Source organism: Streptomyces populi (assembly GCF_002911015.1).
Classification (GTDB): domain Bacteria; phylum Actinomycetota; class Actinomycetes; order Streptomycetales; family Streptomycetaceae; genus Streptomyces; species Streptomyces populi.
Map to the genome: position 1 here is coordinate 1 of NZ_KZ626940.1, position 23964 is coordinate 23964.

A 23964-nucleotide genomic window follows, 5' to 3' on the forward strand; every position below is an offset into this window, starting at 1 on the left:
CCCGCGAAGGCGTTTCCAGGGGCGTCCCTTCCCGGGTCGTCCCTGCTTCCCTTCTCAGACACGTACGGCAGGATGTGCGGCATGCCCAGTGCAGAGACGACGCGAGCGAGCGTTCACGAGCCGGAGCCGGTGCGGCCGACCAGGGATGACGAGATCGCCACCGCCGGCAGTGAGCTGATCGGCGGCCCCATCGGGCGGCGCGCCCTGCTCGGGACGTCCTGGTGGACGCCCGTGCGGGTCGTCGCGCTGGTGATGATCGGCATGTTCGCCCTCGGTATGGTCCAGAAACTGCCCTGCTACGACGGCGGCTGGTTCTTCGGCGCCAGCTCGCAGTACACGCACGCGTGCTACTCGGACATCCCGCACCTCTATCAGGGGCGGGGTTTCGCCGACGGTCTCGTGCCGTACTTCGACAAGCTCCCCGGCGACATGGACTACCTCGAGTACCCGGTGCTGACCGGTGTGTTCATGGAGGTCGCGGCCTGGCTCACTCCCGGCGGCGGGAGCATCCAGCACCAGGAGCAGGTCTACTGGATGGTCAACGCGGGGATGCTGATGGCGTGCGCGGCCGTCATCGCCGTGTGCACCGCGCGCACCCACCGCCGTCGCCCCTGGGACGGCCTCATGGTCGCCCTGGCGCCCGCCTTCGCGCTCACGGCCACGATCAACTGGGACCTCCTCGCCGTGGCCCTGCTGGCCGCCGCGATGCTCATGTGGTCCCGCGGACGGGTGCTCGCCTTCGGCGTCCTGATCGGGCTCGCCACGGCCGCCAAGTTCTACCCGTTCCTGATCCTCGGGCCGCTCTTCCTGCTGTGCTGGCGCGTCGGCAGGTGGCGCGAGTTCGGTACGGCGCTGCTCGGTGCCGTCGGCGCCTGGCTGGTCGTGAACCTTCCCGTCATGTACCTCGCGCCCGAGGGGTGGTCGAAGTTCTACAGCTTCAGCCACGACCGCGGCGTCGACTTCGGCTCGGTCTTCCTGTTCGTCTCGCAGTGGATGAAGATCGCGATCACACCGGACACGGCCAACACGTGGGCCCTGGTGATGATGGTGATCATCTGTGCGGGTCTGGCCGCCGTCACGCTCACCGCCCCCCGTCGCCCCCGCCTCGCCCAGCTCGCCTTCCTGATCGTCGCGGCCTTCATCCTCACGAACAAGGTCTACTCGCCGCAGTACGTGCTCTGGCTGGTCCCCCTCGCGGTGCTGGCCCGGCCGCGCTGGCGGGACTTCCTCGTCTGGCAGGCGTGCGAGGTCGCGTACTTCCTCGGTATCTGGATGTACCTCGCGTACACGACCAGCGGGGACGCCCACAAGGGCCTGCCGACCGACGGGTACCAGGTCGCCATCGCCGTCCACCTGCTGGGGACGCTGTACCTGTGCGCGATGGTCGTACGGGACATCTTCCTGCCGGAGCACGACGTGGTGCGCCGTGAGGGCGACGACGACCCGTCGGGCGGGATCCTCGACGGCGCGGAGGACGTCTTCGTCCTCGGCCCGGCCGGACACCCGCGGCGGCACGCGGCGCACTTCGACGGGGTCCCCGGGGCCGATTGGCGTGAGGACCCTGTACCCGGAGACCGTTCGCTCTGAGCGAACGGGACACGGAAGAGCCACGCGAAAGGCCGTACACGGACACCGTGTACGGCCTTTTCGCTGTGCCGGAGCGCGCCGGATCCCCGGTCAGCGCTCGACGACGCGGTCGAACTGCGTGGTGGTGTGCCGCAGATGGGCCACCAGTTCGTCGCCGACCTTGGGCTCCGTGGCGTCGTGGGGCACGAAGAGGATCGAGACCTGCATGTGCGGGGGTTCGGCGAACCAGCGCTGCTTGCCCGCCCAGACGAACGGAGAAAGGTTCCGGTTGACCGTCGCGAGACCGGCGCGCGCGACGCCCTTGGCGCGCGGCATGACGCCGTGCAGGGCCTTGGGGGCCTCCAGGCCCACCCCGTGCGACGTACCGCCCGCCACGACCACGAGCCAGCCGTCGGAGGCGGCCTTCTGCTGTCGGTAGCCGAAGCGGTCGCCCTTGGAGACGCGCGTGACGTCCAGGACGGCCCCGCGGTACTCCGTGGCCTCGTGGTCCCCCAGCCACAGCCGCGTCCCGATGCGGGCGCGGAAGTGGGTCTGCGGGAACTGCCGCTGGAGCCGCGCGAGTTCCTCGGCCTTGAGGTGGCTGACGAACATCGTGTGCAGGGGCAGCCGGGCCGCGCGGAGGCGGTCCATCCAGCCGATGACCTCCTCGACGGCGTCCGAGCCGTCCGTGCGGTCCAGCGGCAGGTGGATCGCGAAGCCCTCCAGCCGGACGTTCTCGATGGCGGAGTGCAGGTGCGGCAGTTCCTGCTCGCTCACGCCGTGCCGCTTCATCGAGGACATCACCTCGATGACGACGCGGGCGCCCACGAGGCCGTACACGCCGTCGACGGACGACACGGAGCGGATGACGCGGTCGGGCAGCGGTACGGGCTCCTCGCCGCGCCTGAACGGCGTCAGGACCAGCAGGTCGCCGCCGAACCAGTCCTTGATCCGGGCGGCCTCGTACGTGGTGCCGACGGCGAGGATGTCCGAGCCCAGACGGGTGGCCTCGTCCGCGAGCCGTTCGTGGCCGAAGCCGTAACCGTTGCCCTTGCAGACGGGTACGAGCCCCGGAAACTGCTCGGACACCTGCTTGTGGTGTGCCCGCCAGCGCGCGGTGTCGACGTAGAGCGTGAGCGCCATGGCCGGTCCCGGAACCTTTCTCGTGGCTGCGGTGTATCAGGGGTATGAAAAGGAATTGTCGCCGATTCGCGGGGCCGATGGGGCTGTCCCGGGCCGGTTCGGCGGCCCGGGCTGCGATTCGGGGCGTTCCGGTGGCCCGGGACGCGGTTCCGGACGGCTCAGCGACGGGACATGTACATGTCGAGAGCCTTGTGGAGCAGCTTGTTGAGCGGGAAGTCCCACTCGCCGAGGTACTCCGCGGCCTCTCCGCCCGTGCCCACCTTGAACTGGATCAGACCGAAGAGGTGATCGGTCTCGTCCAGCGAGTCGGAGATGCCGCGCAGGTCGTAGACCGTGGCTCCCAGGGCGTACGCGTCGCGCAGCATGCGCCACTGCATCGCGTTCGAGGGCCGGACCTCGCGCCCGATGTTGTCCGAGGCGCCGTAGGAGTACCAGACGTGTCCGCCGACGACGAGCATCGTCGCCGCCGAAAGGTTCACTCCGTTGTGGCGAGCGAAGTAGAGCCGCATGCGGTTGGGGTCCTCGGTGTTGAGGGCCGTCCACATGCGCTGGAAGTACGAGAGCGGGCGCGGCCGGAAGTGGTCGCGGATCGCGGTGATCTCGTAGAGCCGCTGCCACTCCTCCAGGTCCTGGTAACCGCCCTGGACGACCTCGACGCCGGCCTTCTCGGCCTTCTTGATGTTGCGGCGCCACAGCTGGTTGAAGTTCCTGTGGACCTCTTCGAGGGAACGGTTGGCCAGCGGCACCTGGAAGACGTAGCGGGGCTGGACGTCGCCGAAGCCGGCACCGCCGTCCTCGCCCTGCTGCCAGCCCATGCGGCGCAGCTTGTCGGCGACCTCGAAGGCGCGCGGCTCGATGAAGTCGGCCTCGATGTCGCGCAGACGCTTCACATCCGGGTTCTGGATGCCGCCCTTGATGGACGTGGCCTCCCAGCGCCGGATGATCACCGGCGGGCCCATCTTCACGGAGAAGGCGCCCTGGTGCTTGAGGTGCGCGAGCATCGGCTGCAGCCAGTCGTCGAGGTTCGGCGCGAACCAGTTGATGACCGGGCCCTCGGGCAGGTAGGCGAGATAGCGCTTGATCTTGGGCAGCTGGCGGTACAGCACCAGGCCCGCGCCGACCATCTGGCCGGTCTTGTCGTCGAACCATCCGAGGTTCTCGGAGCGCCATTCGGCCTTCACGTCCGCCCACGCGGGGACCTGCATGTGGCTGGCCGCGGGCAGGCTCTGGATGTATGCCAGATGCTGCTCTCGGCTGATGGTCCTCAGGGTCAGGCTCATTAGGGGCGCTCCTCGGGCTGGTGTGTCCCCATGGGTACAAGGGCTCCGGCTCTCGCGCCGAAGCCTACTGCGCCCCGCGAGCACCCCGAATGGCCGTATGGGACCTGGATCCCCGGGACGCGGTGCGAGGCGTCCCGAGGTCAGGGGAAAACGGACGTTCGACTCAGATCACACCGCCGAAGAGGCCGCCGTGGGCCAGCCCGAGATAGAAACCGACGCCCGAGAGGCCGAGGCCGACGATCAGCCCGAAGCGTTCCCGGGTCGTCTCGGAGATGAACTGGCCGTAGGCACCGGCGAGGATCCCGACCAGACCGGACCACGAGCTCAGCAGATGGAGGCTGTGGAACATCGACGTGACGAACGCCAGGACTCCGCACACCAGGGTCACCGCGAGCAGGGTGTCCTGGAGGGGATGAGGCTTGCCGTCCGTGGCGAAGAGTGAGCCGGTGGTACTGGGACGCATTGTCTGTGCCATGAGGCACCTCCTGCGGAAGGCGGCGCATCGTAGCGCCATACACACCCGATGTGTACAGATTGACGGCCAACCCGGTCGGATTTCAACCGGAAGCAGGTGTGCAGGTAGTCTGTACCGTCTGCACCGGTGTCTGCCCAGGCTCAAGGCCAGGTCACGACAGGGATCGCCGCTCGGTTCACCGATCGGCGGCCCGATTGTCAGTGGCGGCCGATACCGTTGCGTACGCATCACAACCCTCCTGCCACGGAACGACCGTGGCCGCTGAGTCCAAAGGAGGTGGGTTCCACATGCGTCACTACGAAGTGATGGTCATCCTCGACCCCGATCTGGAGGAGCGCGCTGTCGCCCCCCTGATCGAGAACTTCCTCTCCGTCGTCCGTGAGGGCGCCGGAAAGGTCGAGAAGGTCGACACCTGGGGCCGTCGTCGTCTCTCGTACGAGATCAAGAAGAAGCCCGAGGGCATCTACTCGGTCATCGACCTGCAGGCCGAGCCTGCGGTCGTCAAGGAGCTCGACCGCCAGATGAACCTGAACGAGTCGGTCCTCCGGACCAAGGTCCTCCGCCCCGAGACCCACTGAGCTCTCCAGCTCAGCTGATCTCGGGCATCGAGTAGTACCAGCAGCCAGCAGCAAACCCGCCGAGAGGTTCCCCCATGGCAGGCGAGACCGTCATCACGGTCGTCGGCAATCTTGTCGACGACCCCGAGCTGCGCTTCACCCCTTCCGGTGCGGCGGTCGCGAAGTTCCGTGTCGCGTCCACTCCCCGCACCTTCGACCGTCAGACCAATGAGTGGAAGGACGGCGAGAGCCTGTTCCTGACCTGCTCGGTCTGGCGTCAGGCGGCGGAGAACGTCGCCGAGTCGCTCCAGCGCGGCATGCGCGTCATCGTGCAGGGCCGGTTGAAGCAGCGGTCCTACGAGGACAACCAGGGCGTCAAGCGCACGGTCTACGAACTGGACGTAGAGGAAGTCGGCGCCAGCCTGAAGAACGCCACGGCCAAGGTCACCAAGACCACGGGCCGGGGCGGTCAGGGCGGTTACGGCGGCGGCGGTGGCGGCGGCCAGCAGGGCGGCGGCTGGGGCGGAGGCCCCGGCGGCGGTCAGCAGGGCGGCGGCGCCCCGGACAACGACCCCTGGGCGACCGGCGCTCCCGCCGGTGGCAACCAGGGCGGCGGCGGTGGCGGTGGCTGGGGCGGAAGCTCCGGCGGCTCCGGCGGCGGCTACTCGGACGAGCCCCCCTTCTAGGCCTCAGGGCCGAGGGTGGGCCGTACCCCCACTTCTTGATCACACAGGAGATACACCATGGCGAAGCCGCCTGTGCGCAAGCCGAAGAAGAAGGTCTGCGCGTTCTGCAAGGACAAGGTCACGTACGTGGACTACAAGGACACGAACATGCTGCGGAAGTTCATTTCCGACCGCGGCAAGATCCGTGCCCGCCGCGTGACCGGCAACTGCACGCAGCACCAGCGTGACGTCGCCACGGCTGTGAAGAACAGCCGTGAGATGGCGCTGCTGCCCTACACGTCCACCGCGCGATAAAGGAAGGGTGACCGACACATGAAGATCATCCTTACCCACGAGGTCTCCGGCCTCGGTGCCGCCGGCGACGTCGTCGACGTCAAGGACGGCTACGCTCGCAACTACCTGATCCCGCGGAACTTCGCGATCCGCTGGACCAAGGGCGGCGAGAAGGACGTCGAGCAGATCCGTCGTGCTCGCAAGATCCACGAGATCGCGACCATCGAGCAGGCCAACGAGATCAAGGCCCGCCTCGAGGGTGTCAAGGTCCGCCTGGCCGTTCGCTCCGGCGACGCCGGCCGTCTCTTCGGTTCCGTCACCCCGGCCGACGTCGCTTCGGCGATCAAGGCTTCCGGTGGCCCCGAGGTCGACAAGCGCCGCGTCGAGCTGGGCTCGCCCATCAAGACCCTGGGCTCTCACGAGACGTCCGTGCGTCTGCACCCCGAGGTTGCCGCCAAGGTCACCATCGAGGTCGTCGCTGCCTGAACGCAGCACTCGGCATAGCTGAGAGGAAGGGCCGCACCCCTCGGGGCGCGGCCCTTCCGCTTTCCCTGAGCGCGTCCGTATGGCTTTCCTCAGATGCCGGGGACCGTCGTTTCACGTGAAACTGCCGTCGGCGTCCCGGGACCGTCCGGCGTACGTCATCGAGTCACTCCCCGGGACCGTCCGGCGTATGTCAACGAGCCACTCCCCGGGAGTGTGCCCGTCGGATGTACGTCAGCGGGTCGCACCCGTGACGATCCAGCGGCCCGAGCGGGAGCGCAGCCACAGGGTCAGCATCCGCATCGTCATCATCAGCGTCATCGCTCCCCAGAGCGCGGCCAGCCCGCCGCCGAGGACGGGAACGAGCAGGGCGGCGGGTGTGAACACCGCCAGGGTGAGCAGCATGGCCCGGGCCAGGTACGGTCCGTCGCCCGCGCCCATCAGTACGCCGTCCAGGACGAAGACGATCCCGCAGATCGGCTGGGAGACAGCCACCACCACCAGTGCGGGCAGTGCCGCGTCCTGTACGCCGGAGTCGCCGCTGAACAGGGGAAGGAACAGCGGGCGAGCCGCGATGACCAGCAGACCGAGGACGAGACCGGTGGCGAGCCCCCACTGCACCATGCGGCGGCATGCCTCACGGGCACCACGGGCGTCGTCCGCACCGAGGTAGCGCCCGATGATGGCCTGTCCAGCGATGGCGATGGCGTCGAGGGCGAAGGCGAGCAGGCTCCACAGCGACAGGACGATCTGGTGTGCCGCCATGTCGGCGTCCCCGAGGCGGGCGGCGACAGCCGTGGCGATCAGGAGGATCGCGCGGAGCGACAGCGTTCGGACGAGCAGAGGGGTGCCGGCCTGGGCGCAGGCTCGTATGCCGGCGGTGTCGGGCCGCAGGGAGGCACCGTGCTTCCGTGCTCCGCGGATGACGACGCAGAGATAGACGGCAGCCATGCCGCACTGAGCGATGACCGTTCCCCAGGCGGATCCGGCGATGCCCATACCGGTGCCGTAGACGAGGGCGGCGTTGAGAACCGCATTGGCGACGAAGCCTCCGACGGCGACGTACAGCGGGGTCTTCGTGTCCTGGAGTCCGCGCAGTATTCCGGTGGCGGCCAGCACGACGAGCATGGCGGGGATGCCGAGCACCGAGATCCGCAGATAGGTCGTCGCGTACGGGGCGACGGAGTCGGAGGCGCCGAACAACTCCATGAGGGAGGGGGCGGCGGGCAGGGCGACGGCGATCACGGCCACGCCGATGAGCAGGGCGAGCCAGATGCCGTCCATGCCCTGGCGGATCGCGGCCCGCAGATCGCCGGCACCGACCCTGCGGGCGACCGCGGCCGTCGTGGCATAGGCGAGAAAGACGAAGACTCCGACAGCCGTCATGAGGAGGGCCGAGGCGACGCCGAGTCCGGCCAGCTGTGCGGTGCCGAGATGGCCGACGACGGCACTGTCGGCCAGCACGAAGAGAGGCTCGGCCACGAGTGCGCCGAACGCCGGGACGGCCAGCGCGACGATCTCTCGGTCGTGCCGTCGCCGGGCGGCCTTGGGTATCGCGGGAGCCTGTGTCATGGGCATCAATCTAATCTTCCACAGGTAAGAGATGCAAAGGAGTATGGACCCTTACTTTGTGTCGTGTCGGGTGTGTCGTGGCGCACTGCTTGGGACGATCTTGATCCGGGTGGGAAAGTTTTTCTTCTGCACAGCCGGTGGACGGGAAAACGCCAGGTCAGAGCCTGTTCTTCAGAAAGGCTGAGGGCTTGTTCACAGGGCTGTCCACCGGGTCGTACACAGGTTTCGCGGAGTTCTCCACAGCATCGGGGCCGTCGTCCACATGCCCTGTGGATAACCGGATTGGCTGAGGCTGCCCGCGGGCCTAACGTGGTGCGGCGCCTGTTCTCTCCTCGGTCCTCGGAAAGCACGTAAAACCGACGCGCGAGATCCGGAGTCGGGCACCTCGGTTGTCAGTGCCGTGCCGTAGGAATTGAAGGCGTTGCTAGGTCCGCTCCGCGGACGGGAGGAGGTGGCTCGGTGACTGTTTCCGAGCCCTTGGACGACCCCTGGGCGGACAGTGGTCCCAGTGATCGTCTGCCCTCCCGCCGACGTGGGAACGGTGGCCGAGGCCGCGACGAGCAGCACGACCGGGACAACGGATCATGGGAGAGCGGCGGCTCGTCCTTCGAACGGGTACCGCCCCAGGACCTCGACGCCGAGCAGTCCGTCCTCGGCGGCATGCTCCTGTCGAAGGACGCCATCGCCGACGTCGTCGAGGTGCTCAAGGGCCACGACTTCTACCGGCCGGCGCACGAGACCATCTACGGAGCGATCCTCGACCTGTACGCGAAGGGCGAACCGGCCGACCCCATCACGGTCGCGGCCGAGCTCACCAGACGCGGCGAGATCACCAAGGTCGGCGGCGCACCTTATCTGCACACGCTGGTCCAGACGGTCCCGACCGCGGCGAACGCCGAGTACTACGCGGAGATCGTGCACGAGCGCGCGGTCCTGCGCCGCCTGGTCGAGGCCGGCACGCGCATCACGCAGATGGGGTACGCGGCCGACGGCGACGTCGATGAGATCGTCAACAGCGCCCAGGCCGAGATCTACGCGGTCACCGAGCAGCGCACCACCGAGGACTATCTGCCGCTCGGCGACATCATGGAGGGCGCGCTCGACGAGATCGAGGCGATCGGATCGCGTTCGGGGGAGATGACCGGCGTACCGACCGGCTTCACCGACCTCGACTCCCTCACCAACGGTCTGCACCCCGGTCAGATGATCATCATCGCGGCCCGTCCCGCCATGGGTAAGTCGACGCTGGCCCTGGACTTCGCCCGTGCCTGCTCGATCAAGCACAACATGCCCAGCGTGATCTTCTCGCTCGAAATGGGCCGCAACGAGATCGCGATGCGCCTGCTGTCCGCCGAGGCGCGTGTGGCACTGCACCACATGCGGTCCGGCACCATGACGGACGAGGACTGGACCCGGCTCGCCCGCCGTATGCCGGACGTCTCGGCCGCCCCTCTCTACATCGACGACTCCCCGAACCTGTCGATGATGGAGATCCGTGCCAAGTGCCGCCGCCTCAAGCAGCGTGCCGACCTCAAGCTCGTGGTCATCGACTACCTCCAGCTGATGCAGTCCGGCGGCAAGCGCTCCGAGAGCCGCCAGCAGGAGGTCTCCGACATGTCGCGAAACCTGAAGCTGCTGGCCAAGGAGCTGGAACTGCCGGTGATCGCGCTGTCGCAGCTCAACCGTGGCCCCGAGCAGCGGACGGACAAGAAACCCATGGTCTCCGACCTGCGTGAGTCCGGGTCGATCGAGCAGGACGCCGACATGGTCATCCTGCTCCACCGCGAGGACGCCTACGAGAAGGAGTCACCCCGCGCCGGCGAGGCCGACATCATCGTCGGCAAGCACCGTAACGGTCCGACGGCGACGATCACGGTGGCTTTCCAGGGTCACTACTCGCGCTTCGTGGACATGGCACAGACCTGATCCGGAGGTCCCGCGAGGCCGCTCCGGTCCAATCCGCTCGACGTCCGGCGCCCGGGCGGGTGGACTGGTGTCATGACGACATCCCACGATGATCTGCTTCCCGGCACACGCCGGGCCCTGCTGCACCGTATCGCCGTCGCGCAGAGCGAGGGGCGGACGCCGTCGCTCGTCGCGACGGTGGTCCGCGGCGGGAAGGCGGTATGGACCGGTGCGCGGACCTCGGTGCCCGGTCACGGCCCGGACGAGAACGTGCAGTACCGGATCGGCTCCATCACCAAGACCTTCACCGCCGTTCTGGTGCTGAGGCTGCGCGACGAGGGTGTCCTGGATCTCGGTGACCCGCTGGAGAAGCACGTGCCCGGCACCGGCGCGGGGGAGGTCACCATCTCCCAACTGCTCGCCCACACCGGAGGGTTGGCCGCCGAGTCGCCGGAGCCGTGGTGGGAGCGCACATCCGGCTCGCTGCGTCCCGAGCTGGCCGACGTACTGGGCGAGCAGCCCTTCAGACATCCGGTCGGACGCCGGTACCACTACTCGAACCCCGGCTACACGTTGCTCGGAGCGCTGGTCGAGGAGTTGCGGGGCGCGCCCTGGGAAGAAGTGCTGCGCCGCGAGATCCTCGAACCGCTCGGCCTGCACCGTACGAGCGCCCGTCCGCAGGCGCCGCACGCCGGGGGATGGGCGGTGCACCCCTGGGCGGACGCGATGATGCCCGAACCCGCGGAGGACCTCGGACGCATGGCTCCTGCCGGACAACTGTGGTCCACCACACGGGATTTGGCCCGCTTCGCCGTCTTTCTCGCTCATGGTGACGACCGGGTGCTGAGCGCGGAGTCCGTCAAGGAGATGCGTGCGCCTGCCGCTCCGCCCGAGACCGCCGAGCTGGCGGCGGGATCTTCGTACGGGCTTGCCCTGCAGATCGTGCATCGTGACGGCCGGACCCTCGTAGGACACTCCGGTTCCCTGCCGGGATTCCTCGCCGGATTGGTGATCGGTGTGGAGGACGACGTGGCCGCGGTGGTGCTGTCCAACTGCACTTCGGGGCCGCCCGTGTTCACCGTGGCCACCGATCTGGTCCGGATCGTCGCCGAGGCGGAGCCGCGGATCCCCGACCCCTGGAGCCCGATGGCCGAAGTCGACCAGAGCGCCTTGGAGTTGGCGGGGCAGTGGTACTGGGGGACTCAGGCTTACGGCCTGCGGCTGCCGGCCGACGGAGGGCTGGTGCTGGGCCCGCTCTCGGGTGTCGGCTGGGGAGCCCGCTTCAGGGCGAACGGTGACGGGACGTGGACGGGACTCGAGGGCTACTACGCGGGCGAGCTTCTGCGGCCCCTGCGACGGCCCGACGGCTCCGTGAGCCACCTGGACCTCGGGTCGTTCGTGTTCACGCGCCGGCCGTACGACGAGAGCGCTCCGGTGCCCGGCGGAGTGGACCCGGAGGGCTGGCGAGGAGTTCGGTAGACGCCCACGGGATGCGGGGGGCCTGTTTCACGTGAAACAGGCCCCCCGCATCCCGTGGGCGGCGGGCTTCTCAGAGCGGTAGCTTGAAGCCGATGTGGGAGGCCTCGAATCCGAGCTGCTCGTAGAAGCGATGGGCGTCGGTGCGGGAGACGTCGGAGGTCAGCTGGACCAATCGGCAGTCCTGGCGGCGGGATTCCTCGATGGCCCACTCGATGAGCTTTGTCCCGAGACCGCTGCCGCGCTCGTCGGCGTGGATGCGCACGGCCTCGATGACGGAGCGCGTCGCCCCTCTGCGGGACAGTCCGGGGATCACGGTGAGCTGTAGCGTGCCGATGACGCGGCCTTCGCGGACGGCGACGACCAGATGCTGGTTCGGGTCGCTGCTCAGCCGCCGCAGGGCGGCCAGGTATGGAGTCAGATCGTCGGGTGATTCACGTCGGGCGCCCAGTGGGTCGTCGGCCAGCATCGCGACGATGGCGGGTACGTCGTCGGCGACCGCGGTCCGTATCTCAAGATCTGCCATGAGTGCACCCTACGAGGGCACGCTCGGGGAAGGGGCGGGACGGGCCGGCGTGCTCGCCGACTCCGCGACCCGGACCGGAGGGCCAGGTCGCGGGGTTCTCGGCCGTCCCTACCGTTCGTCGCGGGTGGTGTTCCGGTCCACCGTGACGGCCGTCCGATCGGCCGTCCGGATGTGCCGGTCTTCCCTTGCGCACGGGAGGACCGGCACATGCTGTGTCCGCAGCCGTCGGATCCCTAGCCGGCGGCCACGGTCAGCGGTGCGAAGCGACGGGTCCAGTCACCGGGGAGCTCGGGGATCCCGTGCGCCATGACCGCGTTGAAGCCGACGGAGGCCAGCCCGCGTTCCTTCAGCCAGCTCAGCAGGTCTTCGTGCCTCGTGTCGATGTCGGTGCGCAACGGGCGGTCGGTGCGGGCGGCGAGCGAGGAAACGAGAGCCTTCGCCGTCGTCGTGTCCCGGGCCACCAGCGGACCCACGACCTGGGTGGCCATGTTGGGCCAGGCGGCCGCGTAGCCGGTGATCCGGCCGTTCTCCTCGGCCACGCGCAGCTGGTCCGCGAAGGCGGGCAGCCGAGTGATCATGTGGGTGCGGTCGGTACCGAAGACCTCTTCGTCCAGCCGGAGGACGGGGGCGAGGTCCTCCGCCGTGGCCGGACGGGTGAAGACTCCGGACTCGGTGTCGTCAGGAGTGAACGCCCCACGGACCATCTCCGCCCGGCCGATGACCTTGAATCCCAGCTCCTCGTAGAGCGGGCGCCCGTACACGGTGGCGTGCAGGGTCAACGGGGTAGGGCCCATCCTCTCGATGACGTGCCGCATCAGGCGACGGCCGACGCCCTGGCGTGCGTGCCGCTCGGCGACGAGGACCATGCCGATCGCGGCCAGTTCGGGACGCTCGTGCGGTCCGTATTCCGTCACCACGCACGCGGTGACGAGACCGCCGACGGGGTCGTCGATCCCGTATCCGGTCCCCCCGGCGAGTAGCAGACCCCACTTGTGCTCCTCACGGGGCCAGCCCCGGTCCTCGGACAAGTCGGCGCAGGCGACGAGGTCGCGGGGCGTCAGACGGCGAATGGGCAGGGCGGCGAGGGAAGGAGTCGACACGCAGGTCAGGCTGTCCGACAAGGGCCCATGCCGTCCACCGCTTTCCCGACAGTTCTACCGGCTTTTGGCCATACTCCGCTCAGCGGCGGCGAGTGCACAGCCGATCATGTGAGACACCGGCTCATGGAGGCCGGTTGCCCCAGTAGCCTCGACGGACATGGCGAGACTTCATCTCTTCGACCTCGACGGAACGTTGCTCCATGGCAGCACCGCGCCGTTGGAGCTTTCCCGGCAACTCGGTCTGGAGGCTGAGACCGTCGCACTCGAAAGAGCCATCTCCGAGGGGCGTATAGGACCTCCGGAGTATGCGGCACAGGTGCATGCTCTGTGGGCGGATCTCACCGAGGCGCATGTGACGGCGGCTTTCGAGGGTGCGCCGTGGATGTCGGGGATCGAGGAGGTCTGGAGGGAGATCCGGCGGAACGGCGACTACTGCGCCGTCGTCTCGTTGTCGCCCTCCTTCTTCGTGGAGCGCCTGCTGTCGTGGGGAGCGCACGCGACCCACGGCTCCCGTTTTCCCGCCGTGCCGTTCGCGGAGCCGCTGGATCCGACGGGCATTCTCAGCGCCGCGGCGAAGGTGCGGATCGCGGACCTGCTCTGTGAGGAGTTCGGGGTGAGCCGAGCCGACTGTGTCGCCTACGGAGACTCCGGCTCGGACAAGGATCTCTTCGGCGCTGTACCGGTGTCCGTCGCGGTCAACGCGGACCGGCATCTGCGGGACCTCGCCACGCACTCCTACGTGGGACGGGACCTGGGCGCCGCCTATCGACTGGTGTGCCGAACCGGGTGATCGAGGACGGTCGCCCCGTCGGTGTCTTTCCCTGTCAGCCCAGATCGGGTGCGTGCATGGCTCGGACACCTTCGATGTTTCCGTCGAGATAGTGCCTCAGTGAAAGCGGCACGAGGTGTACGGAGGCGATGCCGACCCGGGTGAACGGGACGCGGACGATCTCGTACTCACCGCTGGGTTCGTCCACCTCGGGACCGTGCCGCAGGGCCGGGTCCATGGACTCCAGCCGGCAGACGAAGAAGTGCTGGACCTTCACACCGGTCGCGCCGCCGTCGTCGCCGATGTGCTCGACCGTGTCGACGAAGCAGGGAACCACATCGACGATCTTGGCGCCGAGTTCCTCGTGCACCTCGCGATGGAGCGCTTCGACGACAGTCGTGTCCTCCGGTTCGACCCCGCCACCCGGTGTGAGCCAGTAGGGATCGACGCCGGGCTTGGTGCGCTTGATCAGGATCAGGTCGTCGCCGTCGAGCAGGACGGCACGTGCGGTGCGCTTGACCACGGGTCGGACGGTCATGGGAGAAATGTGGCCCGGCTGGTTCCACGTGAAACATCGCGGGGCCGATTCCGCGGGAAACGCCCTGAAGACCTCCCTGGGCGCCGGGGAATCGGGTGACGGGTGGTTTCCCGCGCTGCCGCGCCCCGGGCCTCGACGGCGGCTTCTCCGCCACGTGTCCCGGCTTCCCGGGCCGTGCCGGCCTCAGCTCCATCCGGAGGCCGCGCGCAGCAGCCATTCGTGTGCTCGGGCGATGTGGGGCATCGCCAGTGTTCCGGTCCGCACGACCAGGAAGTACGTACGCAGCGGGGGTACCGCGGGATCGAGGAGCGCCACGACGTCTCCGCGCTCGATGGCGTCGGAGCAGAGGTATTTGGGCAGGACGGCGAGACCGGCGCCCGCGGAGGCACAGGCGAGGACCGCCCGTAGGTCCGGGACGATCACCGTGCCGGAGGCGGCCGGGCGGCAGTCGAAGACAGAGGCCCAGTACCGGGCGACGAGCGGCAGCGACTCGTGGACTTCGACAACGGGGAAGCCCTCGAGCGCGTGGGCGCCCTTGCGGCGGAGCTTGCCCGGACCGATTTCGGCGGCCCAGCGAGGAGAGGCCACCAGGACGTGCTCTTCGTCGCAGAGAGGAGTCGCGGTGAGAAGCGCACCACGTGGTCGGGCCGTCGTCAGGGCCAGATCGTGATGTCCGGCGGCGAGCCCCTCCATCGTCTCCTCCGCGTTGCCGAAGGCGGCGCGCAGTGCGAAGCCCTGGCCGCCGACGCCGGTCATTTCCATGAGAGCGGGTAACGCGCGTTCTGCGGTGAACTCGGGCGGTCCCGCGAGATGCAGCGTGCGAAAGGACGAGTCCTCGTCGAGACCGGTCTCGGCGATCTCCACGAGGGCATCGAGATGCGGTGCCGCCTTGTGGGCGAGTTCGTCGCCCATGGTCGTGGGCGTCACCCCACGCGCCTGTCGCAGGAACAGGGGGCGTCCCAACTGGCGCTCCAGCGTGCGGATCTGCGAGGTGACGGCAGGCTGGGACAGGCCGAGCAGCGCGGCGGCACGAGTGAAGGAACCGGCCCGGTGCACAGTCACGAACGTGCGCAGCAAGGCCAAGTCCATGGTGCCCCTCCCCTTTCAGCACCCCCGCGCGAACCTCAACTATAAATAAGTCGATAGGTCGCTGTCGCTATCGTGATTGGACACTGACACAGAGTCAACTAGCCTTGTTCGCGCGGTTCTTCGCGCGCAGAACCGGGACGGTCCGAGCCACGAGGGGGGAGGCTCGGACCGTCCGTCGTACGTAGGGGAACACTGGTCCCGTGGTGGCGGACGCTTACTCCGCGGACGCGTCGAGGGCCCGCAGGATGTCCGTCACCAGGTCCTCGGGATCCTCGGCGCCGGCGGAGAAGCGGATGAAGCCTTCCGGGACGGCGTCGCCGCCCCACCGGCCGCGCCGCTCGGCCGTGGACCGCACCCCGCCGAAGCTGGTGGCGTCGTCCACCAGGCGCAGCGCCCCGAGGAAACGCTCCGCACGCTCGCGCGAGGGCAGCGTGAAGGAGACCACGCATCCGAAGCGGCGCATCTGCTGCGAGGCGATCTTGTACGAGGGGTCGTCGGGCAGCCCCGGGTAGCGCAGCCCCGTCACCTCGGGGCGGTCCCGCAGGGCCTCGGCGACCGTCCTCGCGGTGGCGGTCTGCCGGTCGGCCCTCAACTGGAGCGTGGCGAGCGAGCGGTGGGCCAGCCAGGCTTCCATGGGCCCGGGGATGGCGCCGACGATCTTGCGCCAGCGCCGTACGGGAGCCATCAGACCGGCGTCCCTGCCGGTGACGTACCCGAGGAGGACGTCACCGTGCCCGGTGAGCATCTTCGTGCCGCTGGCCACGGAGAAGTCGGCGCCCAGTTCCAGCGGGCGCTGTCCGAGCGGGGTGGCCAGCGTGTTGTCGACGGCGACGAGGGTGCCCTGCGCGTGTGCGGCGGCGACGAGGCGTCGCAGGTCGCAGACGTCGAGCCCCGGATTGGAGGGCGTCTCGATCCACAGCAGCTTCGCACCGTCCAGCACCTCCAGCTGGGCGTCTCCGGCCGTGGGGGCGGTGCGCACCTCGATGCCGTACGCGGTCAGCTGTTCGCGGACCAGTGGCAGCACCTGGTAGCCGTCGTCGGGCAGGACGACGATGTCACCGGCCCGCAGCTGCGAGAAGAGCACGGCGGAGATGGCGGCCATGCCGGAGGGGAAGGAGAGCGTTTCGGCGGAGTCCAGCCCGGGCGCCTCCAGCTCGCCGATGGCGCGTTCCAGGAGCGTCCAGGTCGGGTTCTCGTCGCGGCCGTAGGTGTAGGGGCCGGTGGGGTCGCCGGGCAGATGGAAGTGCGCGGCGAAGACCGGACCGGGAAGGGTCGGCTCGTACTTGACGGGCTCGGGCAGCCCGGCGCGCACCGCTCGTGTGCCGTCGCCCGGCACCGTCGCCCGCGTGTCCCCGCTCTCTCCCGCGGAGCCCGTACCCTCGCCGTTCGCCGTGACGAAATCCCCTGACGTCATGCCGTTCGTTCCTCCAGTCGTTCTTGTACAGCGGCGAGCAGCCCGGGGCTCGCCGCCTCCACCATCTCAAGACATTCCTCGAAGCCGTCCATATGTCCGTAATACGGATCAGGGACGTCCAGGGCGCCGCCCGCGGCGGGGTCGTACGAGCGCAGCAGCCGGACCTTCTCGGCGTCGCCGGGACTGTTCGCGAGGCGGCGCAGTGTCTTGAGGTGGCCCGTGTCGAGGGCGATGACGAGATCGAGACGGGAGAACCACGAGGCCCGGAACTGCCGGGCCGAGTGGTCGCTCTCGTAGCCGCCCGCCTCCAGCACGGCGACGGTGCGCTCGTCGGCGCCGTCGCCCTCGTGCCAGCCGTCCGTACCCGCGCTGTCGACCTCGACCAGCCCGTCGAGTCCGGCTCGTGCCACGTGGGCGCGGAAGACGGACTCGGCCATCGGTGAGCGGCAGATGTTGCCGGTGCAGACGAAGCAGACACGGTAGGTCATGGGACTCTCCCGGCCGTTTCAGTCGCCGTCGGGCAGCACGACGTTGAGCGCCCAGGACACGACGGAGATGATCAGGCCGCCCAGGACGGCGGTCCAGAAGCCCTCCACGTGGAAGCTCAGGTCGAGTTTGTCGGCGAGCCACGAGGTGAGCAGCAGCATCAAGGCGTTCACCACAAGGGTGATCAGGCCGAGGGTGAGGATGAAGAGGGGGAAGGTCAGTACCTTCACGATCGGCTTGACCAGAGAGTTCACCAGCCCGAAGACCAGCGCGACGAGGAGGAGCGTGCCTATCTTCTTGCCCGTGCTGTCGCCCGTCAGGGTGATCTTGTCGAGCAGCCAGACGGCGACGGCCAGGGCCCCCGCGTTGGCGAGCGTCTTGACTACGAAATTCTTCATGTGTCTGATCGTGGCAGAGAGATCGACTGGCCAGAAGAGGCTGTGGACACAGCCTGCGGTGCACAGGAGCGGACGAGGGCGATGAAGGCATTCCGGCTGGATGAACTGGAGGCGGAACGTGCCGCCAACGACGGTGCGTACCTGCAGTTTCTGCGTGAGCGGAACATGTCGGTCGGGCTGTACGCGCTCGACGCCGGCGCCCTCGATCCGCAGAAGCCGCACGCCCAGGACGAGGTGTACTTCGTGGTCAGCGGGCGCGCGTCGATCACGGTCGGTCTGGAGACCACCCAGGTGGCCCGGGGCAGCGTCGTCTACGTACCCGCCGGGGTCGCCCACAAGTTCCACCACATCACGGAGGACCTGCGGGTCCTGGTGGTGTTCTCTCCGCCCGAGAGCTGACAGGCGTCTCAGGGTTCCCTAGGGGGACGGTCAGGGGAGGACAAGGGATGCGAGGCCACCGCACGGCCCCCTCCCCGGCCTAGCATCGGATGCGAGACATCGGAGAACCCGGAATCGGTGTCCCGGAGTCGGGACCACGGGCGAGGAGAGGTAAGGACAGGGCGATGCAGGAGATCTTCAGCGGTATGCCGTGGTGGGTGAAGTGGGTCGCGGTGCCGGTCATCGCCCTGGTGGTGTTCGGCGGTCTGATAGCGAGCGTCGTCGGGTTCGTCATCGGCCTGCTCTTCAAGCTGCTCGTCTTCGTCGCGCTGGTCGGCGGGCTGATCTTCATCGTGCGGAAGTTCATGGCGGGTTCCTCCTCGCGCAGCGACTGGTGAGGCGCGAGAGGGTGAGCGGCAGGTAACGGCGAAGGGGCAAAGGGAACCCAAGGTTCCCTCGGCCGGGGGAAGTTTTCCGGTGAGGCCGCGTGGGAGCGGTGACGGGCCGTTAGAGTCCGGAACTCGCGGGGCCGATCCCGCGGGCAGCGCACAGCCCCTCCCGTGAACCCCCGCACGGGCGGTCCTCCTCGCTCTTCGGAGTGCCCCTTGGCCACGGTCGACACCGCACCCGCACCATCCGTCGCTCCACCCTTCCGGCGACCGGGCACGCCCGTGGCGGCACGTGTTCCACCGGTCCAGCCACGTACCTCGCCGGGGGAGCCGATCCTCCCGCACACTCCGTCGGCTCCGCCCAGGGAGCCGGCGCCGTCCGGGACTCCGGCGGCGGAGGCAACCGCCCGGCGGACCGCGCCGACGGACGGGCGCACCAGGCCGCCGGTGACGCACGCTTCGCCCGCACCGGTCGCAGGGTCGGCACGGCTCGCCCGTACCCCCTCCGCGGGGCCCGAAGCCGCTCCCCTGGACTCTCACACCACCACGTTGATCGGCTCGGTCCAGCGCGCGATGCGTCTGCTGGAGGCCGTCGCCTCGCGTGAGCAGGGAGCCCCCGCCAAGCAGCTCGCCCGGGAGGCGGGACTGGCGTTGCCGACCGCCTACCACCTGCTGCGCACCCTGGTCCACGAGGGCTACCTCCGGCGGGACAGAGGGCTGTTCTTCCTCGGCGAGGCCGTCGAGCGGCTGAGCGGCAGCGGGGCCCGGCAGAAACGTCGCAGCACGATGAAGGACACGCTCGTGCACTGGCGCGACGCGATCGACGCACCCGTGTACTACGCGGTCTACCGCGAGGGTGAGATCGAGGTCGTCTGCGTCGCCGACACCCCGGCGAACCCCGCGGCCGAGGAGTGGGCCGACTTCCGTGAGACCGGGCACGCCCACGCGCTCGGCCAGTGTCTGCTGGCCCAGCTGGACGACAGGTCCCGGCGCGACCACCTCGACCGCCACCCGGTGCAGCCGATCACTCCGTACACGGTGCGTGACGAGGACCGTCTGCTGCGACGCCTGGAACGGGCGGGGCGTATGGAACCGGTGATCGAGCGGCAGGAGTACGCGCTGGGCACGGTCTGCGCCGCGATCCCGGTCACCGCGGGCAGTTCGGCCGCGGCCGTGGCCTTCTCCCTCCCGTCCCACCAGGCCGACCGGCTGGTGCCCGTGGCACGGAAGCTGCAGAGCGAGGTCGGCGGGCTGCTAGGAACACTCGCTCTCTCTATCAGTATCTGAAAAATCACTCCTTGTGATCCGGCATACACATTGAGCAAGATTTCCAGCAGTGTCAGGTGTGACGATTCCTGGCCAGTCGACGGCAAACGACGGGGTAGGCGATGCGCGAGTCGGTGCAGGCAGAGGTCATGATGAGCTTCCTCGTGTCCGAGGAGCTGTCCTTCCGCATTCCTGTCGAACTGCGGTACGAGACCTGTGATCCGTACGCCGTGCGATTGACCTTCCACTTGCCCGGTGATGCGCCTGTGACCTGGGTGTTCGGGCGGGAGCTGCTGATCGACGGGGTGGGCAGGCCCTGTGGCGACGGCGATGTGCACATCGCTCCGGCCGATCCGGAGGCACTCGGCGAGGTGCTGATCCGGCTTCAGGTCGGCGGCGATCACGCGCTGTTCCGGTCCGGGACCGCGCCGCTCGTCGCGTTCCTCGACCGGACGGACAGGCTTGTGCCGCTCGGACAGGAACGCTCCCTCGAGGGTTTCGACACGTCCCTCGACGCGGTGCTCGACCGCATCCTCACGGAGGAGCAGAGCGCGGGCTGAAGCCCCGTCGGTACCGGGGCGGAGTAACGCTTCCTCACAAGGGGCGCCGCAGCAGGATGGTTTCGGCGTTCCGAGGAACGGCTCAGTGCTTGCGGCGTCGGCCCTTGCCGCTCCGTGCAGGTGTCCTGGCGGCCGCCGGCTGCGCGGGGACGGCCACGCCGCCTTCACGGTCCGCGGCGACCACGAGGGCGGCCAGTGCGGTCGTCACCGGTACGGCGGCGACCAGGCCGATCGAGCCGACCAGCGTGCGCACGATCTCCTCGGCGACCAGTTCGCTGTTGGCGACGGTGTCCACGCTGCTCTGCGCGATCGAGAAGAGCAGCAACAACGGCAGCGCGGCGCCCGCGTAGGCCAGGACGAGCGTGTTGACGACCGACGCGATGTGATCGCGGCCGATACGGATACCCGCGCGGTACAGGCCGCGCCAGCCCATCGTGGGGTTCGCCTCGTGCAGTTCCCAGACCGCGGACGTCTGTGTCACCGTCACGTCGTCCAGGACACCGAGCGAACCGATGATGACGCCGGCCAGCAGCAGGCCGCTCATGTCGATGGACGGATACAGACCGTGGATCAGGCCGGTGCTGTCGTCGGTGTTGCCGGTCAGTACGGCCCAGTCGATGAAGACCGAGCCGAGGAGGCCGATCAGCACCAGTGAGAGCAGGGTGCCGACCACCGCCACGGAGGTCCGGGCCGAGGGGCCGTGACACATGTAGAGAGCGATCAGCATGATCGCGCTGGATCCGACGACGGCCACGAGCAGCGGGTTCGAGCCCTGCAGGATCGCGGGCAGGATGAAGAAGTTGAGGATCAGGAAGCTGATGGCCAGGGCGACCAGCGCCATGACACCGCGCATCCGGCCGATCACCACGACGACCACCGCGAAGATCACGGCGAGCAATGTCAGGGGCAGCTTCCGGTTCGCGTCCGTGACCGAGTACTGGAGCTCCTTGGGGGCGGAGGGCTCGTAAGCGACGACGACCTTCTCGCTCTGGTGCAACTGCCGTGTCTGATCCGGCTGGACGATCTCGGTGAACGTGCGGCCCTTGTCCTTTCCGGTGTCGATGCGGACCGTCGCCTTCTTGCATTCCCCCGCCGCCCGGCGCTGGGCGGTGGAACCCCCGGCGGCGGAGGTGCCGCCCGCCGGAGTTCCCGAAGAGGCGTTGACGGACTTGCAGTCCACCTGGTCGATCTTCGTGACCGTCGCCTGCTGGGTCTGCCGGTCGAAGCCGACACCGGTGCGCTCGTGGGCGGGCGCGCCGCCGGGCCACAGCACCACGAGACCCACCGCCACCGCGGCCGCGAAGGGGATCAGTACCGCGGCGATGACCTTGCGCAGCTGCTTGGAGACCGGAGCGGCGGGACCGTGGCTGTGGGAATGCCCGTGTCCGGTGCTCGCGGGCGTGCTGTGCCCACGGCCAGGACCCGGACCGTGCTCGTCGTCGGAACCGTGATGGTCGCCGCCCCGTCCGTGCTCGTGCCCGGAGCCGTGTCCACGGTGGTCTTCGGAGCCGGGACGACGCGGTGGCTCGGACGAGGGGAACGGGTGCTGCCGGGTCGTTGTCACCGCCCGATCATCGCAAGAACGTCAAGGGCCCTCTGTTCACCGCGCCAGACATGACGCTAGCGTGGAGGCACCTTTGCACACGCGGGAGCTCGGAGCACCGGGCTGAGAGGGCGCTGACCTCCGTCTTCGCGATGTTTCACATGAAACATCGACGATCGGAAGCCGCTGCGTCGACCGCTGAACCTGTTACCGGGTAATGCCGGCGTAGGGAGTAGGTCTCATGACCGACAAGGATGTACGCACGCCTGCCTCCAGCCGGACGGACGGGGCTTCCCCGCCGTCCCCGAACGGCGAGGACAAGCAGTCCATCGGCTGGCACAAGGCATACATCGGGGGCACACGCCCCGATCTGCGGGTGCCGGTTCGCCAGGTGCACCTCACCAACGGGCAGTCCGTGACGTTGTACGACACCTCCGGCCCGTACACCGATCCGGCCGTCGACACCGATGTGCGCAGGGGGCTGGCGCCGCTGCGCGAGAGCTGGATCATCGCTCGGGGAGACACCGAGGAGTACGCGGGCCGTCCCGTCCGCCCCGAGGACGACGGGATCAAGCACACGTCCCCGCGCGGGGGGCTGCGCAATCTCGACGCGGTCTTCCCCGGCCGGCCGCGTCAGCCGCGCCGGGGGCGCCCCGGACAGGCGGTCACCCAGCTCGCCTACGCGCGACGCGGTGAGATCACGCCCGAGATGGAGTTCGTGGCGGTCCGGGAGAACGTCGACCCCGAGGTGGTGCGGGAGGAGATCGCCGCGGGCCGGGCGGTGCTGCCTGTGAACGTCAACCATCCGGAGATCGAGCCGATGATCATCGGCAAGCGGTTCCTGGTGAAGGTCAACGCCAACATCGGCAATTCCGCGGTCACTTCCTCCATCGAGGAGGAGGTGGAGAAGATGACCTGGGCGACCCGGTGGGGCGCCGACACGGTCATGGACCTGTCCACCGGTCGCAACATCCACACCACGCGTGAATGGGTGCTGCGCAACTCCCCCGTACCCATCGGCACGGTGCCGCTCTATCAGGCGCTGGAGAAGGTCGACGGCCGTGCCGAGGAGCTGACCTGGGAGATCTACAAGGACACCGTCATCGAGCAGGCCGAGCAGGGCGTGGACTACATGACGGTCCACGCGGGCGTGCGACTGGCGTACGTGCCGCTCACGGCGAACCGCAAGACCGGCATCGTCTCCCGCGGCGGCTCGATCATGGCGGCCTGGTGCCTCGCACACCACAAGGAGTCGTTCCTGTACGAGAACTTCGAGGAACTCTGCGAGATCCTCGCCGCGTACGACGTGACCTACTCGCTCGGCGACGGGCTGCGGCCGGGTTCCATCGCGGACGCCAACGACGCCGCGCAGTTCGCGGAGTTGAGGACGCTCGGGGAACTCAACAAGGTCGCGAAGCGTTTTCAGGTACAGACGATGATCGAAGGCCCGGGGCACGTCCCGATGCACAAGATCAAGGAGAACATCGACCTTCAGCAGGAGATCTGTGATGAAGCTCCGTTCTATACCCTCGGCCCGCTGACGACGGACGTCGCGCCGGCGTACGACCACATCACCTCCGGCATCGGTGCCGCGATGATCGCCTGGTGGGGCACGGCCATGCTCTGCTACGTCACGCCCAAGGAGCACTTGGGCCTGCCCGATCGTGACGACGTCAAGACCGGCGTCATCACCTACAAGATCGCCGCCCACGCAGCCGACCTCGCCAAGGGGCACCCAGGTGCGCAGGAATGGGATGACGCGCTCTCCGACGCCCGCTTCGAGTTCCGGTGGGAGGACCAGTTCAACCTGGCCCTCGATCCGGACACGGCACGGGAGTTCCACGACCAGACACTGCCGGCCGAACCCGCCAAGACGGCCCACTTCTGTTCCATGTGCGGTCCGAAGTTCTGCTCGATGAAGATCAGCCAGAACATCAACGAACGGTTCGGCGGTGAGGTGGCCGACGGCGCCTCCGCCGAGGAGATCTCCGAGGGCATGCTCCAGAAGTCCCGGGAGTTCGCGGAAGCGGGCAACCGCGTGTACCTGCCGCTGGCCGACTGATCCACCGCGCGGGGGCGGCGGTCCGGGGCG

25 protein-coding genes are annotated in these 23964 nt (G+C 68.6%); 13 read left to right on the forward strand and 12 right to left on the reverse strand.

The features are described from left to right. Positions 1–81 precede the first annotated feature (81 nt). On the forward strand, positions 82–1587 hold the full coding sequence (locus tag CW362_RS33705; protein WP_103553413.1) for a glycosyltransferase family 87 protein: 1506 nt from the start codon (positions 82–84) through the stop codon (positions 1585–1587). Positions 1588–1677: 90 nt separating this feature from the next. Here CW362_RS33705 and CW362_RS33710 read toward each other — a convergent pair whose 3' ends face one another. The 3 genes from CW362_RS33710 to CW362_RS33720 all read right to left on the reverse strand — a co-directional run bounded on the left by CW362_RS33710 (position 1678) and on the right by CW362_RS33720 (position 4464). After that, a complete protein-coding gene (locus tag CW362_RS33710) occupies positions 1678–2709 on the reverse strand; it encodes an alanine racemase (RefSeq protein WP_103553414.1) in 1032 nt (343 codons plus the stop codon). A gap of 158 nt (positions 2710–2867) precedes the next feature. Further along, positions 2868–3989: a peptidoglycan bridge formation glycyltransferase FemX gene (gene femX / locus CW362_RS33715; RefSeq protein WP_103553415.1), complete on the reverse strand. Its 1122-nt coding sequence runs from the start codon at positions 3987–3989 to the stop codon at positions 2868–2870. Between the two features lie 163 nt (positions 3990–4152). Then, complete coding sequence (locus CW362_RS33720; protein ID WP_103553416.1) at positions 4153–4464, reverse strand: hypothetical protein; 312 nt, start codon at positions 4462–4464, stop codon at positions 4153–4155. 287 nt (positions 4465–4751) lie between these two features. Here CW362_RS33720 and rpsF point away from each other — a divergent pair, with 287 nt between their 5' ends. The 4 genes from rpsF (at position 4752) to rplI (ending at position 6466) form a co-directional block, all read left to right on the forward strand. Continuing rightward, on the forward strand, positions 4752–5042 hold the full coding sequence (gene rpsF / locus CW362_RS33725) for a 30S ribosomal protein S6 (RefSeq protein ID WP_037615007.1): 291 nt from the start codon (positions 4752–4754) through the stop codon (positions 5040–5042). A 74-nt stretch (positions 5043–5116) separates the two neighbouring features. Continuing rightward, a complete protein-coding gene (locus CW362_RS33730) occupies positions 5117–5707 on the forward strand; it encodes a single-stranded DNA-binding protein (protein ID WP_103553417.1) in 591 nt (196 codons plus the stop codon). Between the two features lie 57 nt (positions 5708–5764). Then, positions 5765–6001: a 30S ribosomal protein S18 gene (rpsR, locus tag CW362_RS33735; RefSeq protein ID WP_003949403.1), complete on the forward strand. Its 237-nt coding sequence runs from the start codon at positions 5765–5767 to the stop codon at positions 5999–6001. A gap of 18 nt (positions 6002–6019) precedes the next feature. Next, positions 6020–6466 carry a 50S ribosomal protein L9 gene (rplI, locus tag CW362_RS33740; protein ID WP_103553418.1) on the forward strand — a complete coding sequence of 149 codons (447 nt, stop codon included), beginning with the start codon at positions 6020–6022 and terminating at the stop codon, positions 6464–6466. A gap of 231 nt (positions 6467–6697) precedes the next feature. Here rplI and CW362_RS33745 read toward each other — a convergent pair whose 3' ends face one another. Further along, the gene (locus CW362_RS33745; protein WP_103553439.1) at positions 6698–8035 is read right to left on the reverse strand and encodes an MATE family efflux transporter; all 1338 of its coding nucleotides are present in this window, start codon (positions 8033–8035) and stop codon (positions 6698–6700) included. 459 nt (positions 8036–8494) lie between these two features. On the opposite strand from CW362_RS33745, the gene dnaB reads away from it, so the two are divergent. After that, entirely contained in the window at positions 8495–9961 is a 1467-nt protein-coding gene (dnaB, locus tag CW362_RS33750; RefSeq protein WP_103553419.1) for a replicative DNA helicase, read from the forward strand. Positions 9962–10033: 72 nt separating this feature from the next. Next, positions 10034–11419 (forward strand): serine hydrolase domain-containing protein, encoded by a 1386-nt coding sequence (locus tag CW362_RS33755; protein ID WP_103553420.1) that lies wholly within the window; start codon positions 10034–10036, stop codon positions 11417–11419. Positions 11420–11489: 70 nt separating this feature from the next. Here the strand turns inward: CW362_RS33755 and CW362_RS33760 are convergent, their stop codons facing one another. Then, on the reverse strand, positions 11490–11942 hold the full coding sequence (locus CW362_RS33760; RefSeq protein ID WP_103553421.1) for a GNAT family N-acetyltransferase: 453 nt from the start codon (positions 11940–11942) through the stop codon (positions 11490–11492). A 233-nt stretch (positions 11943–12175) separates the two neighbouring features. Then, a complete protein-coding gene (locus CW362_RS33765) occupies positions 12176–13042 on the reverse strand; it encodes a GNAT family N-acetyltransferase (RefSeq protein ID WP_103553440.1) in 867 nt (288 codons plus the stop codon). Positions 13043–13199: 157 nt separating this feature from the next. Between CW362_RS33765 and CW362_RS33770 the strand changes: the two genes are divergently transcribed. Next, positions 13200–13832 carry an HAD family hydrolase gene (locus CW362_RS33770; RefSeq protein ID WP_103553422.1) on the forward strand — a complete coding sequence of 211 codons (633 nt, stop codon included), beginning with the start codon at positions 13200–13202 and terminating at the stop codon, positions 13830–13832. Positions 13833–13866: 34 nt separating this feature from the next. On the opposite strand, the gene CW362_RS33775 is transcribed toward CW362_RS33770, so the two are convergent. The 5 genes from CW362_RS33775 to CW362_RS33795 form a co-directional block, all read right to left on the reverse strand. Next, positions 13867–14349 carry an NUDIX domain-containing protein gene (locus CW362_RS33775; RefSeq protein ID WP_103553423.1) on the reverse strand — a complete coding sequence of 161 codons (483 nt, stop codon included), beginning with the start codon at positions 14347–14349 and terminating at the stop codon, positions 13867–13869. 183 nt (positions 14350–14532) lie between these two features. Beyond that, positions 14533–15438: a LysR family transcriptional regulator gene (locus CW362_RS33780; RefSeq protein ID WP_103553424.1), complete on the reverse strand. Its 906-nt coding sequence runs from the start codon at positions 15436–15438 to the stop codon at positions 14533–14535. A gap of 214 nt (positions 15439–15652) precedes the next feature. Further along, entirely contained in the window at positions 15653–16852 is a 1200-nt protein-coding gene (locus CW362_RS33785; protein ID WP_240658169.1) for a cystathionine gamma-lyase, read from the reverse strand. Further along, positions 16849–17340, reverse strand: coding sequence for a low molecular weight protein-tyrosine-phosphatase (locus CW362_RS33790; protein WP_103553425.1), 492 nt, complete (start codon positions 17338–17340; stop codon positions 16849–16851). Before CW362_RS33790 ends, CW362_RS33785 begins: the two co-directional genes overlap by 4 nt. Before the next feature lie 18 nt (positions 17341–17358). After that, the gene (locus tag CW362_RS33795; RefSeq protein ID WP_103553426.1) at positions 17359–17736 is read right to left on the reverse strand and encodes a phage holin family protein; all 378 of its coding nucleotides are present in this window, start codon (positions 17734–17736) and stop codon (positions 17359–17361) included. A gap of 81 nt (positions 17737–17817) precedes the next feature. On the opposite strand from CW362_RS33795, the gene CW362_RS33800 reads away from it, so the two are divergent. The 4 genes from CW362_RS33800 (at position 17818) to CW362_RS33815 (ending at position 20329) form a co-directional block, all read left to right on the forward strand. After that, complete coding sequence (locus CW362_RS33800) at positions 17818–18135, forward strand: cupin domain-containing protein (protein ID WP_103553427.1); 318 nt, start codon at positions 17818–17820, stop codon at positions 18133–18135. Positions 18136–18299: 164 nt separating this feature from the next. After that, positions 18300–18512, forward strand: a complete 213-nt coding sequence (locus CW362_RS33805; protein WP_103553428.1) for a DUF5326 family protein — start codon at positions 18300–18302, stop codon at positions 18510–18512. 540 nt (positions 18513–19052) lie between these two features. Further along, positions 19053–19790 (forward strand): IclR family transcriptional regulator, encoded by a 738-nt coding sequence (locus CW362_RS33810; protein ID WP_103553429.1) that lies wholly within the window; start codon positions 19053–19055, stop codon positions 19788–19790. 101 nt (positions 19791–19891) lie between these two features. Next, entirely contained in the window at positions 19892–20329 is a 438-nt protein-coding gene (locus CW362_RS33815; RefSeq protein WP_103553430.1) for an SsgA family sporulation/cell division regulator, read from the forward strand. An 82-nt stretch (positions 20330–20411) separates the two neighbouring features. Here CW362_RS33815 and CW362_RS33820 read toward each other — a convergent pair whose 3' ends face one another. After that, positions 20412–21893, reverse strand: coding sequence for a YibE/F family protein (locus tag CW362_RS33820; protein ID WP_103553431.1), 1482 nt, complete (start codon positions 21891–21893; stop codon positions 20412–20414). A 220-nt stretch (positions 21894–22113) separates the two neighbouring features. Between CW362_RS33820 and thiC the strand changes: the two genes are divergently transcribed. After that, a complete protein-coding gene (thiC, locus tag CW362_RS33825) occupies positions 22114–23934 on the forward strand; it encodes a phosphomethylpyrimidine synthase ThiC (protein WP_103553432.1) in 1821 nt (606 codons plus the stop codon). Positions 23935–23964: the final 30 nt, after the last annotated feature.

Bases quoted from the DNA above. Each gene is read 5' to 3' on its own strand.
- CW362_RS33790 (WP_103553425.1), bottom strand. From the start codon at position 17,340: ATGACCTACCGTGTCTGCTTCGTCTGCACCGGCAACATCTGCCGCTCA.
- CW362_RS33775 (WP_103553423.1), bottom strand. From the start codon at position 14,349: ATGACCGTCCGACCCGTGGTCAAGCGCACCGCACGTGCCGTCCTGCTC.
- CW362_RS33720 (WP_103553416.1), bottom strand. From the start codon at position 4,464: ATGGCACAGACAATGCGTCCCAGTACCACCGGCTCACTCTTCGCCACG.
- CW362_RS33780 (WP_103553424.1), bottom strand. From the start codon at position 15,438: ATGGACTTGGCCTTGCTGCGCACGTTCGTGACTGTGCACCGGGCCGGT.
- CW362_RS33730 (WP_103553417.1), top strand. From the start codon at position 5,117: ATGGCAGGCGAGACCGTCATCACGGTCGTCGGCAATCTTGTCGACGAC.
- CW362_RS33760 (WP_103553421.1), bottom strand. From the start codon at position 11,942: ATGGCAGATCTTGAGATACGGACCGCGGTCGCCGACGACGTACCCGCC.
- CW362_RS33785 (WP_240658169.1), bottom strand. From the start codon at position 16,852: ATGACGTCAGGGGATTTCGTCACGGCGAACGGCGAGGGTACGGGCTCC.
- rplI (WP_103553418.1), top strand. From the start codon at position 6,020: ATGAAGATCATCCTTACCCACGAGGTCTCCGGCCTCGGTGCCGCCGGC.
- CW362_RS33705 (WP_103553413.1), top strand. From the start codon at position 82: ATGCCCAGTGCAGAGACGACGCGAGCGAGCGTTCACGAGCCGGAGCCG.
- CW362_RS33770 (WP_103553422.1), top strand. From the start codon at position 13,200: ATGGCGAGACTTCATCTCTTCGACCTCGACGGAACGTTGCTCCATGGC.
- thiC (WP_103553432.1), top strand. From the start codon at position 22,114: ATGACCGACAAGGATGTACGCACGCCTGCCTCCAGCCGGACGGACGGG.
- CW362_RS33795 (WP_103553426.1), bottom strand. From the start codon at position 17,736: ATGAAGAATTTCGTAGTCAAGACGCTCGCCAACGCGGGGGCCCTGGCC.
- CW362_RS33815 (WP_103553430.1), top strand. From the start codon at position 19,892: ATGCGCGAGTCGGTGCAGGCAGAGGTCATGATGAGCTTCCTCGTGTCC.
- CW362_RS33755 (WP_103553420.1), top strand. From the start codon at position 10,034: ATGACGACATCCCACGATGATCTGCTTCCCGGCACACGCCGGGCCCTG.
- CW362_RS33805 (WP_103553428.1), top strand. From the start codon at position 18,300: ATGCAGGAGATCTTCAGCGGTATGCCGTGGTGGGTGAAGTGGGTCGCG.
- femX (WP_103553415.1), bottom strand. From the start codon at position 3,989: ATGAGCCTGACCCTGAGGACCATCAGCCGAGAGCAGCATCTGGCATAC.
- CW362_RS33710 (WP_103553414.1), bottom strand. From the start codon at position 2,709: ATGGCGCTCACGCTCTACGTCGACACCGCGCGCTGGCGGGCACACCAC.
- CW362_RS33745 (WP_103553439.1), bottom strand. From the start codon at position 8,035: ATGACACAGGCTCCCGCGATACCCAAGGCCGCCCGGCGACGGCACGAC.
- CW362_RS33800 (WP_103553427.1), top strand. From the start codon at position 17,818: ATGAAGGCATTCCGGCTGGATGAACTGGAGGCGGAACGTGCCGCCAAC.
- rpsR (WP_003949403.1), top strand. From the start codon at position 5,765: ATGGCGAAGCCGCCTGTGCGCAAGCCGAAGAAGAAGGTCTGCGCGTTC.
- rpsF (WP_037615007.1), top strand. From the start codon at position 4,752: ATGCGTCACTACGAAGTGATGGTCATCCTCGACCCCGATCTGGAGGAG.